Origin of the sequence: Streptomyces sp. NPDC050418, from assembly GCF_044458745.1 — a bacterium.
Lineage (GTDB): Bacteria > Actinomycetota > Actinomycetes > Streptomycetales > Streptomycetaceae > Streptomyces.
Window position 1 is genome coordinate 195,237 of record NZ_JBITIG010000005.1, and the last position, 13,793, is coordinate 209,029.

At 70.3% G+C, this 13,793-nt stretch carries 14 protein-coding genes; 7 read left to right on the plus strand and 7 right to left on the minus strand.

Features of this window, described 5'->3' with window-relative positions:
* Nucleotides 1–124: 124 nt before the first annotated feature.
* From ACIBI4_RS13655 to galU, 5 genes are all read right to left on the minus strand, one after another.
* Nucleotides 125–784: a GNAT family N-acetyltransferase gene (locus ACIBI4_RS13655; RefSeq protein WP_399204306.1), complete on the minus strand. Its 660-nt coding sequence runs from the start codon at nucleotides 782–784 to the stop codon at nucleotides 125–127.
* Nucleotides 781–1,293 carry a molybdenum cofactor biosynthesis protein B gene (locus tag ACIBI4_RS13660; protein ID WP_399203968.1) on the minus strand — a complete coding sequence of 171 codons (513 nt, stop codon included), beginning with the start codon at nucleotides 1,291–1,293 and terminating at the stop codon, nucleotides 781–783. Before ACIBI4_RS13660 ends, ACIBI4_RS13655 begins: the two co-directional genes overlap by 4 nt.
* Complete coding sequence (gene moaC, locus ACIBI4_RS13665; RefSeq protein ID WP_399203969.1) at nucleotides 1,290–1,778, minus strand: cyclic pyranopterin monophosphate synthase MoaC; 489 nt, start codon at nucleotides 1,776–1,778, stop codon at nucleotides 1,290–1,292. Before moaC ends, ACIBI4_RS13660 begins: the two co-directional genes overlap by 4 nt.
* 187 nt (nucleotides 1,779–1,965) lie before the next feature.
* Nucleotides 1,966–3,285: a gephyrin-like molybdotransferase Glp gene (glp, locus tag ACIBI4_RS13670; protein ID WP_399203970.1), complete on the minus strand. Its 1,320-nt coding sequence runs from the start codon at nucleotides 3,283–3,285 to the stop codon at nucleotides 1,966–1,968.
* Nucleotides 3,282–4,187 carry a UTP--glucose-1-phosphate uridylyltransferase GalU gene (gene galU, locus ACIBI4_RS13675; RefSeq protein WP_399203971.1) on the minus strand — a complete coding sequence of 302 codons (906 nt, stop codon included), beginning with the start codon at nucleotides 4,185–4,187 and terminating at the stop codon, nucleotides 3,282–3,284. The genes glp and galU overlap by 4 nt, the downstream gene beginning before the upstream one ends.
* 96 nt (nucleotides 4,188–4,283) lie before the next feature.
* Here galU and ACIBI4_RS13680 point away from each other — a divergent pair, with 96 nt between their 5' ends.
* Nucleotides 4,284–4,883, plus strand: a complete 600-nt coding sequence (locus tag ACIBI4_RS13680) for a 5-formyltetrahydrofolate cyclo-ligase (RefSeq protein WP_399203972.1) — start codon at nucleotides 4,284–4,286, stop codon at nucleotides 4,881–4,883.
* Between the two features lie 13 nt (nucleotides 4,884–4,896).
* Here the strand turns inward: ACIBI4_RS13680 and ACIBI4_RS13685 are convergent, their stop codons facing one another.
* Nucleotides 4,897–7,641 (minus strand): penicillin acylase family protein, encoded by a 2,745-nt coding sequence (locus ACIBI4_RS13685; RefSeq protein WP_399203973.1) that lies wholly within the window; start codon nucleotides 7,639–7,641, stop codon nucleotides 4,897–4,899.
* Nucleotides 7,642–7,842: 201 nt separating this feature from the next.
* On the opposite strand from ACIBI4_RS13685, the gene ACIBI4_RS13690 reads away from it, so the two are divergent.
* The 6 genes from ACIBI4_RS13690 (at nucleotide 7,843) to mscL (ending at nucleotide 13,543) form a co-directional block, all read left to right on the plus strand.
* Nucleotides 7,843–9,333, plus strand: a complete 1,491-nt coding sequence (locus tag ACIBI4_RS13690) for a potassium/proton antiporter (RefSeq protein WP_399204307.1) — start codon at nucleotides 7,843–7,845, stop codon at nucleotides 9,331–9,333.
* A 233-nt stretch (nucleotides 9,334–9,566) separates the two neighbouring features.
* The gene (locus ACIBI4_RS13695; RefSeq protein WP_399203974.1) at nucleotides 9,567–10,838 is read left to right on the plus strand and encodes an MFS transporter; all 1,272 of its coding nucleotides are present in this window, start codon (nucleotides 9,567–9,569) and stop codon (nucleotides 10,836–10,838) included.
* A gap of 67 nt (nucleotides 10,839–10,905) precedes the next feature.
* Nucleotides 10,906–11,223, plus strand: coding sequence for an FmdB family zinc ribbon protein (locus tag ACIBI4_RS13700; protein ID WP_399203975.1), 318 nt, complete (start codon nucleotides 10,906–10,908; stop codon nucleotides 11,221–11,223).
* 69 nt (nucleotides 11,224–11,292) lie between these two features.
* The gene (locus ACIBI4_RS13705) at nucleotides 11,293–12,126 is read left to right on the plus strand and encodes an S-methyl-5'-thioadenosine phosphorylase (RefSeq protein ID WP_399203976.1); all 834 of its coding nucleotides are present in this window, start codon (nucleotides 11,293–11,295) and stop codon (nucleotides 12,124–12,126) included.
* 406 nt (nucleotides 12,127–12,532) lie between these two features.
* Nucleotides 12,533–12,952 (plus strand): hypothetical protein, encoded by a 420-nt coding sequence (locus ACIBI4_RS13710; protein WP_399203977.1) that lies wholly within the window; start codon nucleotides 12,533–12,535, stop codon nucleotides 12,950–12,952.
* A 126-nt stretch (nucleotides 12,953–13,078) separates the two neighbouring features.
* The gene (gene mscL / locus ACIBI4_RS13715) at nucleotides 13,079–13,543 is read left to right on the plus strand and encodes a large conductance mechanosensitive channel protein MscL (protein WP_399203979.1); all 465 of its coding nucleotides are present in this window, start codon (nucleotides 13,079–13,081) and stop codon (nucleotides 13,541–13,543) included.
* A 28-nt stretch (nucleotides 13,544–13,571) separates the two neighbouring features.
* Here mscL and ACIBI4_RS13720 read toward each other — a convergent pair whose 3' ends face one another.
* Entirely contained in the window at nucleotides 13,572–13,772 is a 201-nt protein-coding gene (locus ACIBI4_RS13720; protein WP_399203980.1) for a hypothetical protein, read from the minus strand.
* Between the last annotated feature and the right edge of the window lie 21 nt (nucleotides 13,773–13,793).

Below are 13,793 nucleotides of genomic sequence, written 5' to 3' on the forward strand. Positions count from 1 at the left end.
AATTGGCCCGGTGTGTCGCACGATCTGGCTGATATCTCGAACTTTTTTTGTGACTGATGCGATCAGCAGGCTTCGATTACAGGCATATTCACGGCCAAGTGACGCCTGCTTTCGAACACTTATTTCATTTCTGCTGTTCGTGATCCTGCGCACGATCCTGCTCCTGAGCTGCGAGCCTGCGCGTCTGATGCCAGCGCGCGAGCAGCCCTTCGGGCACCTCTTCGGCGGTCAGTGCGAACACCAGATGGTCGCGCCAGCCTCCATCAATGTGGAGATAGCGTGGACGCAGTCCTTCGGAGCGGAATCCGAGTTTCTCCACGACTCTGCGGCTCGGCCGGTTCTCCGGGCGAATACAGACTTCGATGCGGTGCAGTCCGACGCGGCGAAAGCAGTGGTCGACCGCGAGCGCGACGGAGGTCGGCATGACGCCGCGGCCCGCCACCGCCTGGTCCACCCAGTAGCCGATGTGCCCCGAGCACATCGAGCCCCAGGTGATCCCGGCGACGGTCAGCTGGCCGACGAGCCGCCCCTGGTACTCGATGACGAAGGGCAGCATCCGGCCCGCGTTCGCCTCGGCCCGCAGATGCCGGACCATCTGCCGGTACGTGGGCCGGTGCGCGGGCGGCGCGCCGGGGGCGGGCGGCGGGATGGTCGCCTCCCAGGGGCGCAGCCAGTCGCGGTTGCGCCGGTTGACCTCGCGCCAGGCGCGCTGGTCGCGCAGCTTTATGGGCCGGAGGACCACATCGCCGTCCGCCGGCTCCGCGGGCCAGGCAGGGCTGTTCAGCTCGGGCTCCCGGGGTCCGCGGGGCGGGGGTGGTCGCCACCGTGCAGTTGCTCGACCGCGTGCGGCAGTACGGCCTCGAGTACGGCGAGTCCGTCGCGTACGCCACCGGTCGAGCCGGGAAGGTTCACGATCAGGGTCCGGTCCGCGACACCGGCCAGGCCCCGGGAGAGGGCGGCGGCGGGCACCTTGTCGCGGCTGAACGCCCGGACCGCCTCGGGGATGCCGGGCACTTCGTAGTCGATGACGCGGCGCGTCACGTCCGGTGTCGCGTCCGTCGGCGAGATCCCGGTGCCGCCTGTCGTGAGGATCACGTCGTACGCGGCGGCGACGCCGGCCCGCAGCGCGGCCTCGACCGGCTCGCCGTCGGGCACGACCTGCGGTCCGTCGACCTCGAAGCCGAGGCCGCGCAGACCCTCGGCGAGCAGCGGGCCGCCCTTGTCCGGGTAGACGCCGGCGGCGGCGCGGTTGGAGGCGGTGACGACCAGGGCGCGGTACGGGGCGGCGCTCATGCCCGGCTCCAGTCGCCCGACTTGCCGCCCGACTTGGACTCGACGCGTACGTCCGTGATGACCGCGCCCTTGTCGACGGCCTTGATCATGTCGACGACCGTGAGGCCCGCGACCGAGACCGCGGTGAGGGCCTCCATCTCGACGCCCGTGCGGCCCGTCGTCTTCACGGTGGCGGCGATCTCCACGGCGTCGTCGGCGACCGAGAGGTCGAGCTTGACGCCGGAGATGTCCAGCGGGTGGCAGAGCGGGATCAGGTCCGAGCACTTCTTCGCGCCCATGATCCCGGCGATACGGGCCGTGGCGAGCGCGTCGCCCTTCGGCATGCCCTCGCCCCGCAGCAACGCGATCACCTGCGGCGAGACGAGCACGCGGCCCGAGGCGCGCGCGATCCGCTCGGTGACGTCCTTCCCGGACACGTCGACCATGCGGGCGGCGCCCGCCTCGTCGATATGGGTGAGTGACAAGTCGCGGTCCTGCGTGCTCATGTGCTGCTGCGCTCCCGGTCGGGCCATCGGCGGCCGCGCACGGGCCCGGTGCGGGGGCCGGCATGCGGGCCGTATGTGGGCGACACGGTACCCGCACCGGTCGCCCGACGGCCCCCGGGGAGCACACGGACCGGCCATACGGCAGCGGTACGGGACAGGTGTGGCGCCCAACCGGCAGACGCCCCGCTCAGCCCAGCAGGACGACCTCCAGCTCCGTGCCCGGAGCGACCTCGGCCGTGTCCTCGGGGATGACGATCAGCGCGTCCGCCTGTGCGAGCGCCGCGATCAGGTGTGACCCGGATCCGCCCACCGGACGGACGGCCCCGGCCTCGGCGTCGTACACCCCGCGCAGGAACTGCCGCTTGCCCTTCGGGGACGACAGCGGCGCCTCGCAGCGCAATACGGCGCGGACGGTGGGGCGGCTGACGTCCGCGAGGCCCATCAGGGTGCGGATCGCCGGGCGGACGAAGAGCTCGAAGGAGACGTACGACGAGACGGGGTTGCCCGGCAGGGCGAGCAGGGGTGTGTGGTCGGGGCCGATGGAGCCGAAGCCCTGCGGCTTGCCCGGCTGCATGGCGAGCTTGCGGAACTCGATCCCTGCGCCCGCCTCGTCCTCGTCGCCCACGCTCTGCAGCGCTTCCTTGACGACGTCGTACGCGCCGACGCTGACCCCGCCCGTCGTGACAAGGAGGTCCGCGCGGATCAGCTGGTCCTCGATGGTGGAGCGCAGGGTCTCCGCGTCGTCCGCGACGGCGCCCACGCGGTACGCGATGGCGCCCGCGTCCCGCGCGGCGGCGGTCAGCGCGAAGGAGTTGGAGTCGTAGATCTGGCCCTTGCCCAAGCCCTCGCCGGGCTGCGTCAGTTCGCTGCCGGTGGACATCACGACCACGCGCGGGCGGGGCCGTACCCGCACGGTCGCGCGGCCGATCGCGGCGAGGAGGGCGATCTGGGACGGTCCGAGCACCGTGCCCGCGGCGAGCGCCAGTTCGCCGGCCTGGACATCGCTGCCCTGGGCGCGGACGTGCGCGCGGGCCGCGGCGGCCCGGTGCACCCGCACCTCGCCCGAGGCTCCCTCGGGCGAGGCGGAGTGCGGGGTCATGCCGCCGACGGGGCCCTCACCGAGCCCGCCGTCGGTCCACTCGACCGGGACGACGGCCTCCGCGCCGGGCGGCAGCGGTGCGCCGGTCATGATGCGCGCGGCCTGGCCCGCGCCCACGGTCAGGTCGCCCGCGCTGCCCGCCGCCACGTCCCCGATCACTTCGAGGACGGCGGGGAACTCCTCGCTCGCGCCCTCGACATCGGCGACCCGGACCGCGTACCCGTCCATGGAGCTGTTGTCGAAGGGCGGCAGCGAGAGAGGGACGGTGACGTCGTCGACGAGGACGCAGCCCTGCGCGTCCAGGAGCTGGAGCTCGATGGGCTCCAGCGGCCGGACGGTGGCCAGGATGTCGTCGAGGTGCTCGGTCACCGACCACACGGGGGCGGCCTGATCCGTGGTGCTGGTCAAGACTGCTGCATCTCCTCGGTGACGTAACTGCGAAGCCAGGTCCGGAAGTCCGGGCCCAGGTCTTCACGTTCGCACGCGAGTCGGACAATGGCGCGAAGGTAGTCGCCGCGGTCACCGGTGTCGTAGCGGCGGCCCTTGAAGACCACGCCGTGCACCGGGCCGCCCACATCGGACGTCGCGAGCTTCTGCAGCGCGTCGGTGAGCTGGATCTCGCCGCCGCGACCGGGCTCGGTCTCCCGCAGTATGGCGAAGATCTCCGGGGCGAGCACATAGCGGCCGATGATCGCCAAGTTGCTGGGCGCCTCGGCGGGTTCGGGCTTCTCGATCAGGCCGGTGATCTGCACGACGTCGTCGTCGCCGGTCGGCTTGACGGCCGCGCAGCCGTAGAGGTGGATCTGCGAGGGGTCGACCTCCATGAGGGCGATGACGCTGCCGCCCTCGCGCTCCTGGATCTCGACCATGCGCTGCAGGAGCGGGTCGCGGGCGTCGATGAGGTCGTCACCGAGGAGGACGGCGAAGGGCTCGTTGCCCACGTGCGGGGCGGCGCACAGGACGGCGTGGCCGAGGCCCTTGGGGTCGCCCTGGCGTACGTAGTGCATGGTGGCGAGGTCGCTGGATTCCTGGACCTTGGCGAGGCGGCCGGCGTCGCCCTTCTTCTCCAGGGCGCTTTCCAGTTCGTAGTTGCGGTCGAAGTGGTCCTCGAGCGGGCGCTTGTTGCGGCCGGTGACCATCAGGACGTCGGAGAGACCGGCTGCCACGGCCTCTTCCACCACGTACTGGATGGCCGGCTTGTCGACGACCGGAAGCATTTCCTTCGGGGTCGCTTTGGTGGCCGGCAGGAAGCGGGTGCCGAGACCTGCTGCCGGGATGACAGCCTTGGTGATGGTGGGGCGCTCAGTCATGTCCCGCACCATATCCGCTGGGAATGTGCGGAACATTTGGTTCCGCTTGATTCATTCCCTTTGAGGCACTTTGGACGTGATGGGTGTGGACGACCTGTGACAATCGACCCCGACCGCAAGGCTGCCAAGGCCGGGTTGCGCCGGGAACTCCTCGACGTGAGGAGGACCTTGACGGCAGATGACGTGCAGGTGGCGGCGCTCGCGCTGAGCGAACGGGCGCTGCGGCTCGACGCGTTGAGCGCCCCCGGGACCGTGGTCGCCGCCTATGTGTCGGTGGGCCGTGAGCCCGGCACGCGCGCCCTGCTCGACGCCCTGCGGGCGCGCGGCGTCCGGGTGCTGCTGCCGGTACTGCTCGCGGACAACGACCTGGACTGGGCCGCGTACGAAGGCCCTGAGCGCCTCGCGCCGGCCGCGCGCGGGCTGCTCGAACCCGTCGGCGAGCGGCTCGGCCCCGAGGCCGTCACCTCCGCCCACGCGGTGCTGCTGCCGGGGCTCGCCGTGGACGGGCGCGGGATGCGGCTCGGCCGCGGCGGAGGCTCGTACGACCGGGTGCTCGCGCGACTGGAACGGGCCGGGGCGAATCCGCGGCTCGTCGTGCTGCTCTACGACAACGAGGTGGTCGCGCGGGTTCCGGCGGAACCGCACGACCACCCCGTGCACGCGGTGGTGACCCCCTCGGGGATCCGTACCTTCTAAGGCTTCAGCCCTTCTAAGGCTTCAGCACCAGATGGTCCTCGGTGGCCTCCTCGACGGCCTTCTCGCCGAAGGACCAGTCGTAGAGCTCGCCCTTGACCCACTTGTCGGTCTGGTCGGTGTAGTGAGGGCTGTACGCGTGCCCCGACGCACCGGTCAGGTTGATCCACTTCGACTTGTCGAAGTCCTGGAGGTTGACCACCATCCGCATCGACGGCACCCAGATCACCTGGTAGCCGCCGGCCGCGTTCCAGCCGGTCGCATTGACCGTGGCCTCGCCGCCGCCGAGCTTGTACGGGCCGCGGTTGAGGAGCCACTGCATGAAGCCCGGGCCCTCGGTGCCGATGGTCTGGTTCTTCAGCTCCAGGGTGTGCAGCCGGCCCCAGCTCCAGGTGTCCATGTCCTTGCCGAGCTTGGCGGTCAGCTCCCAGCGCGCGTCCTCCATGGCCCGCTCGAACAGCTCGTCACGCGTGGTGGTCGCCTTGTCCGTACGGCTCTTCGGCGTCTGCCACCACTCGCTGTCCTCCTGCTTGACGAGCCGGCGCACCACCTCGAACCAGCGGTCGCCGCCGTCCGGCTGGGCCGCGTCCGCGTCCCGCTCGCCGCACTCGCGGACCCTCGCGTCGGGGTCGTCGACCGGTCCCGTCTTGTCGGCCGGCTCGACGCTGATGCAGGAGCCCTTGACCCGCAGCTCCTTGGGCAGCTTGTTGCCGAAGCCGAGCTTGAGGATGTTGCGCCACACCGCGTTGAAGTACGCGGCCGCCGCCGAGTCCTCGCTCTGCGTGTAGTCCCAGCCCTCCAGGAGCTGCTGGCCGTCGCGGACGTCCGGGTCCGTGATGTCGATCTTGAGCAGCATGGGCGTGAGCAGCTTGGCGATCTCGCTGCTGGAGTCCATCTGCATGGTGCGCATGTCCTCGGTCGAGATCTTCCCGCCGTCCTCGATCTTCGACTCGATGAGGTCATTGATCCGCTGGCTGCGGGCGCCGTAGCCCCAGTCCCGGGTCATCTCGTACGGGTACGACTCGTCCACCACGGCCTGGTTGGCGGTCACGATGTAGCCCCGCTCGGGGTTGTACTCGTAGGGCAGCGCCTTCTGGTCGATGTACCCGGTCCAGCGGTACGCGGCGTCCCAGCCGGGCGCGGGCACCGTGCCGGTGTGCTTCGCGGCGCGGGTGGGGATGCGGCCGGGTGCCTGGTAGCCGATGTTGCCGGCGCGGTCCGCGTAGATCAGGTTCTGCGACGGCACCTCGAAGAGGGCGGCGGCGGCCCGGAACTCCTTGAAGTCCTTCGCCTTGTTGAGGCTGAACACCGCGTCCATCGAGCGGCCCGGGTCGAGCGCGGTCCAGCGCAGCGCCACCGCGTAGCCGTCGGATCGGTCCGGCGCGGAGGCGGTGACGGGCGCCTCCTCGCCGACCTTGCCCAGTTCGTCGCTGCGGTCGGAGAGCAGCGGCCCGTTGTTGGTCTCGCGGACGGTGATGGTGCGGCTGTCCCCGCCGGCGACCTTGATGGTCTCCTTGCGGGTCTTGAACGGCTGCACCTTGTTGTCGTACAGGTAGCCGTCGCCCTGGATCTTCTCCAGGTAGAGGTCGGTGACGTCGGCGCCGAGGTTGGTCATGCCCCAGGCGATCTCGTCGTTGTGACCGATGATCACGCCGGGCATGCCGGAGAAGGTGTAGCCGGAGACGTCGTACTGGCACTTCTCGCTGACGGTCTTGCAGTGCAGGCCCATCTGGTACCAGAGCGAGGGCAGCTGCGGCGCGAGGTGCGGGTCGTTGGCCAGCAGCGGCTTGCCGGTGGTGGTGTGGTCACCGGCGACCACCCACGAGTTGGAGCCGATGCCGTTGCCGTTGGGTCCGATCGCGTCGGGCATGTTCTCGAGGATCCTGGAGAGGCCCGAGAGCTGGGTGGTGAGGGCCGCGCCGTCGGTGCCGGTGTTCAGGCCGTTCGCCCCACCGGACTGCCCTTGAGTGGCACTCGCCTTCGGGTCGTACGTGTCCGACGCCGTGTCGACGGCACCTTCCTGCACGATCGGCTTGTGCGTCTCGTACGGGTACTTCGGGTAGAGCTCGGCGATCTCCTTCGGACCGAGCCGGCTGTACATCAGCGAACGGTCGATCTCGTCCTGCATGTTGCCGCGCAGGTCCCAGGCCATGGCCTTGAGCCAGGCCACCGAGTCGACGGGGGTCCACTTCTCGATCGTGTAGTCGGTGGTGAAACCGAGGGCCGCGTACTCGACGGAGACGTCCTCGCCGGACTTGCCCTCCAGGTACTGGTTGACCCCGTCCGCGTACGCCTTGAGGTACTTCTTCGTCTCGGGCGAGAGCTTCTCGTCGTACTCCTGCTTCGCGATCCGGTGCCAGCCCAGCGTGCGCAGGAAGGCGTCGGTCTCGACCTGGCCCTTGCCGAACATCTCGGAGAGCCGGCCGGAGGTCATGTGGCGGCGGACGTCCATCTCCCAGAAGCGGTCCTGCGCCTGCACATACCCCTGCGCGCGGAACAGGTCCTCGTCCGAGTCCGCGTACAGCTGCGGGATGCCCTGGGCGTCGCGGCGTACGTCGACGGGGGCCGAGAGGCCGTCGAGGGTGAGCGAACCCTTCGTCTGCGGAAGGGAGGCGCGGACCGTGCTGATGCTCCACCACGCGCCGTACCCGAGGCCCGCCACGAGGGCCACCACGAGGACGAGTACGAGCAGGCGGAGACGGCGCCCCTTCTTGCGGCCGGCCTTGCGGTCGGCCGAAGTGGCGGTGGTGTTCGCGGGCATCGCTGTCCTTGTGGTCCTGCCGGCCTACGTGTGCCGTGCGGTGGTCCTGGGGTCCTGAGTGCAGGAGCAACCTTAGGCGCAGTGGGATGTGCGGCAGGAAGCGGAGTCCGTTCCGCAGGCCGAACCCCTCGACGCCGTCAAGGAAGCGTTAACGATTAGGTAAGGTAACGAAGTACCCACCGCGCGCGAAAGGAACGGCCACTGACTGTCCATCAGCTCAACGAACTCCTCCTGATCAGCTCGCTCGTCCTGCTCATCGCCGTCGCGGCGGTGCGCATCTCCTCGCGCAGCGGGCTGCCCAGCCTGCTCCTGTACCTGGGTATCGGCATCGCGATAGGCCAGGACGGAATCTTCAACGTCAAGTTCGACAACGCCGAGTTGACCCAGGTCATCGGTTATGCCGCACTTGTGGTGATCCTTGCCGAAGGTGGCCTTGGCACCAAGTGGAAGGAAGTCAAGCCCGCGTTGCCGGCCGCGATCGTCCTGTCGACGGTCGGAGTGGCGGTCAGCGTGGGCATCACGGCCGCGGGCGCGCACTACCTCGTGGGTCTGGAATGGCGTCAGGCGCTGATCATCGGCGCGGTCGTCTCCTCGACCGATGCCGCCGCCGTGTTCTCCGTGCTGCGCAAGGTGCCGCTGCCCTCGCGTGTGACGGGTGTGCTCGAAGCCGAGTCGGGCTTCAACGACGCCCCCGTCGTCATCCTCGTCGTGGCCTTCTCCTCCGTGGAGCCGGTGCACGCCTGGTACGTCCTCGTCGGCGAGATCGCCCTGGAGCTCGCGATCGGCGCGGCCATCGGCCTCGCGGTCGGCTTCCTCGGCTCGTGGGGTCTGCGCCACATCGCGCTGCCCGCCTCCGGTCTCTACCCGATCGCCGTCATGGCCATCGCCGTCACCGCGTACGCGGCCGGTGCCATCGCGCACGGCTCGGGCTTCCTCGCCGTCTATCTGGCCTCGATGGTGCTCGGCAACGCGAAGCTGCCGCACTGGCCGGCCACCCGCGGCTTCGCGGACGGCCTCGGCTGGATCGCCCAGATCGGCATGTTCGTCCTGCTCGGCCTGCTCGTCACCCCGCACAACCTGGTGGACGACTTCTGGCCCGCCGTGATCATCGGTCTGATCCTGACGATGGTGGCGCGCCCTCTGGAGGTCTTCGCGAGCCTGCTGCCGTTCCGGATCCCGTGGCGCGAGCAGGCGCTGATGAGCTGGGCCGGACTGCGCGGAGCGGTGCCCATCATTCTTGCCACCATCCCGATGGTGTCGGGGATCGAGGGCAACGAGCGGATCTTCAACATCGTCTTCGTGCTCGTCGTCGTCTACACCCTGATCCAGGGGCCGACGCTGCCGTGGCTCGCCAAAGCCCTGAAGCTCGGCAAGTCCGGCGAGGCCGACGACCTGGGCATCGAGTCCGCACCTCTGGAGCGGCTGCGCGGCCATCTCCTCTCGGTGGCGATCCCGGAGGGCTCGAAGATGCACGGCGTCGAGGTCGGCGAGCTGCGGCTGCCGGCCGGGTCCGCCGTCACCCTTGTCGTACGCGACGAGAAGTCCTTCGTGCCCGGGCCCACCACGGTCCTGCGGCGCGGGGACGAGCTGCTCGTCGTCGCCACGGACCCCGTACGGGACGCGGCCGAGAAGCGGCTGCGGGACGTCGGACAGGGCGGCAAGCTGGCCGGCTGGCTGGGAACAGGAGCCTAATCGCAGGTCTTGCACCGGCCAGACCTCGCATTTCCGAGGCGCCTGGCCGGAAAGACCCGTACAATCAATGTGAACCGAAAACGAATCACCTCTGTCTGAAGCAGAGCTGGCGCGTTCGCACGGCGGCCGCGGCCCCCCGCAGGGACCGGCATCACCGACGATCCCTGCGCACGATGGACAGCTCTCGGCGCAGCCACACGGGCCCGCTACCAGGCAGCAGAAAGGCAAGGACCGTGGTGTCCACGGTCGAATCCCGCCCTGGTTACGGCCAGCTCCTGCGCACGCCCGGCGCGCTCTCGTTCGTCCTGCCCGGCTTCGCCGCGCGCCAGCCCTTCGCGATGCTCACGATGTCGATCGTGCTCCTCGTGCAGCACACGACCGGATCGTTCGGCAGCGCGGGCGCCGTCGCCGCCGTGACCGGTATCTCCATGGCCCTGTTCGCCCCGCAGAGCGGCCGGCTCGCGGACCGCTTCGGACAGTCGGCCGTCCTGATCCCCGGCGTCCTGGTCAACGCCGTCGCGGTGGTCCTGCTCGCCGCCCTGGCCCTCGCGGACGCGCCCCTGTGGGCGCTGTTCCTCGCGGCCGTCCCCGCGGGTGCCTCGGTGCCGCAGGTCGGCCCGATGGTCCGGGCCCGCTGGGCCGCCGTGCTCGACCGGCCCGACCGCGCGCACCTGCTGCCGACCGCCGCGGCCTTCGAGTCCGTCACCGACGAGCTCACCTTCGTGGTCGGCCCCGTCCTGGCCACCGCCCTGTGCACCTACGTCCACCCGGGCGCGGGCCTCGCCGCCCAGGCCGTCCTGACGCTCGCCGGCGGACTGCTCTTCGCCGCACAGCGCGGCACCCAGCCCGCGCGGGCCGCCGCCTCCGGCGAGCGCAGCGCGCAGGCCTCCGCGCTGTCCATCCCGGGCGTGCGCGCGCTGATCGTCGCGATGCTCGGCATCGGCGCCGTCTTCGGCGGCATGCAGGTCTCGCTGACGGCCTTCGCCGAGGAGATCGGCCAGGCCGGCGTGAACGGTCTGCTGTACGGGATCTTCGCCGCGGGCAACATGATCGCGGGCATCGCGTGCGGCGCCATCGTCTGGAAGGTCGGTCCGCGCCGCCGGCTGCTGCTCGGCTACGCGCTCCTGACCGTCGTCGCCTCCACCCTGTGGACGCTGAACTCCGTGGCCCTGTTCGCGGTCGTCGGACTGCTCGTGGGCATGTCCATCGCACCGGCCCTGATCACCGCGTTCACGCTGGTCGAGCAGCTGGTGCCGGCCTCTGCGCGGACCGAGGCGTTCACCTGGCTGACGGGTGCGGTCGCCTTCGGGCAGGCCGCCGCCGTGACCGTGGCGGGCCGCCTCGCGGACGCACACGGTGCCAGCTTCGGCTTCCTGGTGCCCGCGGTCGCCACCGCGCTGGCGCTGCTGACCCTGTTCGCCCTGCGCAACCGGCTCGTACCGGCCTCCAAGGGGCGGACCGTGGCACGTGGTGTCGGTCACCGCGCGCTCGCCACGGTGGACTGATCCAGCGGAATACGTCACTATGGAACGTCGTTAGCACTCATCGAGTGAGAGTGCCAGGAGGAAGCAAGTGCCGACGTATCAGTACCAGTGCACCGAGTGCGGCGAAGGCCTCGAGGCGGTGCAGAAGTTCACCGATGACGCTCTGACCGAGTGCCCGAGCTGCCAGGGACGCCTCAAGAAGGTGTTCTCGGCCGTCGGCATCGTGTTCAAGGGCTCGGGCTTCTACCGCAACGACAGCCGCGGCTCCTCGTCGAGCAGCACGCCGGCCTCGTCGTCGTCCTCCTCGGCCGCGAAGTCGTCCTCGTCCTCCACGACGGGCTCGACCTCCTCGTCGTCCACGTCCTCGACGTCTTCTTCTTCCTCGTCGTCGACGTCGGCCGCCTGACGGCTCCCCGTTCTTCCGCGCCCCGCTGCCATCAGGCAGCGGGGTTTCGCGTATGGCTACGCTGATCGCATGGCGAACGCAGAGATCGGCGTGATCGGTGGTTCCGGCTTCTACTCCTTCCTGGAGGACGTGACCGAGGTCACGGTCGAAACCCCCTACGGAGCGCCCAGCGACTCCCTCTTCCTCGGCGAGCTCGCCGGCCGCACGGTGGCGTTCCTGCCCCGGCACGGCCGCGGCCACAGCCTGCCGCCGCACCGCATCAACTACCGGGCCAACCTGTGGGCGCTGCGCTCCCTGGGCGTACGGCAGGTGCTCGGCCCGTGCGCGGTGGGCGGACTGCGGCCCGAGTACGGGCCCGGGACGCTGCTCGTGCCGGACCAGGTCGTCGACCGGACGAAGACCCGCGCCCAGACCTACTTCGACGGACACCCGCTGCCGGACGGCACCGTGCCCAACGTGGTCCACACGACCTTCGCCGACCCGTACTGCCCCGTGGGCCGCGCCGCCGCGCTCGCGGCCGCGCGCGGGCGGGACTGGGAGGCGGTGGACGGCGGCACGATGGTCGTCATCGAAGGGCCGCGCTTCTCCACGCGTGCCGAGTCACAGTGGCACGCGGCGATGGGCTGGTCGGTGGTCGGCATGACCGGGCACCCCGAGGCCGTCCTCGCGCGTGAACTGGGGCTCTGCTACACGTCGATGTCCCTGGTGACGGACCTGGACGCCGGCGCCGAGACGGGCGAAGGGGTCTCGCACACCGAGGTCCTGAAGGTGTTCGGGGAGAACGTCGGGCGGCTGCGCGAGGTGCTCTTCGACGTCGTGGGGGCGCTGCCCGGGACGTCGGAGCGGGAGTGCCTGTGTACGCATGCGCATGACGGGTGGGATCTGGGGATCGAGCTGCCGTAGGGAGGGTTTTGGCTGCCGCCCGCGGCCGTGACGCCGCGGGCGTGACGGGCGTGACGGGCGTGACGGGTGGGAGCTTCTCGTTCCGGTGAGGGAGTTGTCCACAGGCCGGTGGTTGTCCACAGGCCTCGGCGGGATCGTGGCGATCGGCGGATCGTGAGGGGCGTTCCGAGCGCGCAGAGCGTTCGAGCGTTCAGACGGCGCTTCTCACGTCCGGCGGTGATTCCTCATGTCCTCCCCCATCCACCCTTCTTCCTTCGAAGGCTTCGCGCCTCCCTCCGGCCCTGCCTCCAGATCTGCCTCCAGACCTGCCTCCGGCCCTGCCGCCCCGCCCGCTTCCCCGGTGCCCGCGCCGGGGTGCGCGGTGCCGCACTTCTCGCCTCTTCATGTACGAGGGGGAAGCGCGCGGTTGAGGCGGGCGCTGCGGCGGCGCAGACGTGCCCTCGCGGCGGGGCTCGCGGTGGCCGCCGCCACGCTGGCGCTCGGCACGCGGGACGCCGTCCCCGAGCCGGACTCCCCCGCGCGTGCGGACGAGGCACCCGCTCCGGCCGCCCGGCCCGTCGAGCTGGTGTCGGCCCCGGTACGGATCGCCGATGCCGCTTCCGTACGACTGCTGTCGCCCGGTGACCGCGTGGATGTCGTCGCGGCGGGCTCGAACGGCAGGCGGGCGCGGGTCGTCGCCGTAGACGCGCGCGTGGCGCAGGTGCCCGAGGCCACGCAAGAGGGCCTGGACGGCGGTGCGTTGGTGGTGCTCCAGGTCACGCGGCAGGTCTCGACGGCGCTGGTGGGCGCGGGTTCGGGCACACCGCTCGCGGTGACGTTGCGATGAGCCCGCGTCTGCACGCGTGCGGCCGTTCGTCAACTCACCTGTTCGTGTGCATGGATTGGACGTCGCTTCGGGCCGCCGGGCCTAATGGCAGCTTCCGTTTCCATTGCAGCGACGAAAGGCTCCACGGTGAGCGAGGAGAAGAAGACCAGCCTGTGGGAAGGCTTCAAGGCCTTCCTGATGCGCGGGAATGTGGTCGATCTGGCGGTAGCGGTCGTCATCGGCGCCGCGTTCACCAACATCGTCAACTCCGTGGTGAAGGGCGTCATCAACCCGCTGGTCGGGGCGTTCGGCACCCAGGATCTCGACCAGTACAGCTCGTGCCTTCAGGGCCCGTGCGAGTTCAAGAACGGCGAGGTCGTCTCCGGCATCCCGATCATGTGGGGCACGGTGCTCAGCGCCACGCTGAGCTTCCTGATCACCGCCGCCGTCGTGTACTTCCTGATGGTGCTGCCCATGGCCAAGTACCTGGCGAAGGTGGAGGCGCACCGCAAGGCGAAGGAAGGCGTCCAGGAGACGCTGGAGGTCACCGAGATCGAGGTACTCAAGGAGATCCGCGACGAGCTGGTGGCGCAGCGCGGCACGCAGCGTTAGCGGAGGCGGTGCCCGCTCCGGCGGGCGCTCAGATGTGGTGCGGCGGCTTCTCGTCGAGGAAGCGTGCGAGGTCCGCGGCGCTGTCGCCGCCCGCACCCGGCCGCTCGCCCCAGCCGCGGTCCGTGTCGTCCGAGGACTGCTGGTCGAGGGGGTCGTCGAAGACCAGCGCGGGCCGGGGCCTCGGCTGCTCGGGCTGCTCGCCGTCGTGGGGCTTCGGGGCGGTGCTCATGCGTCCAGGGTACGTCCGGTG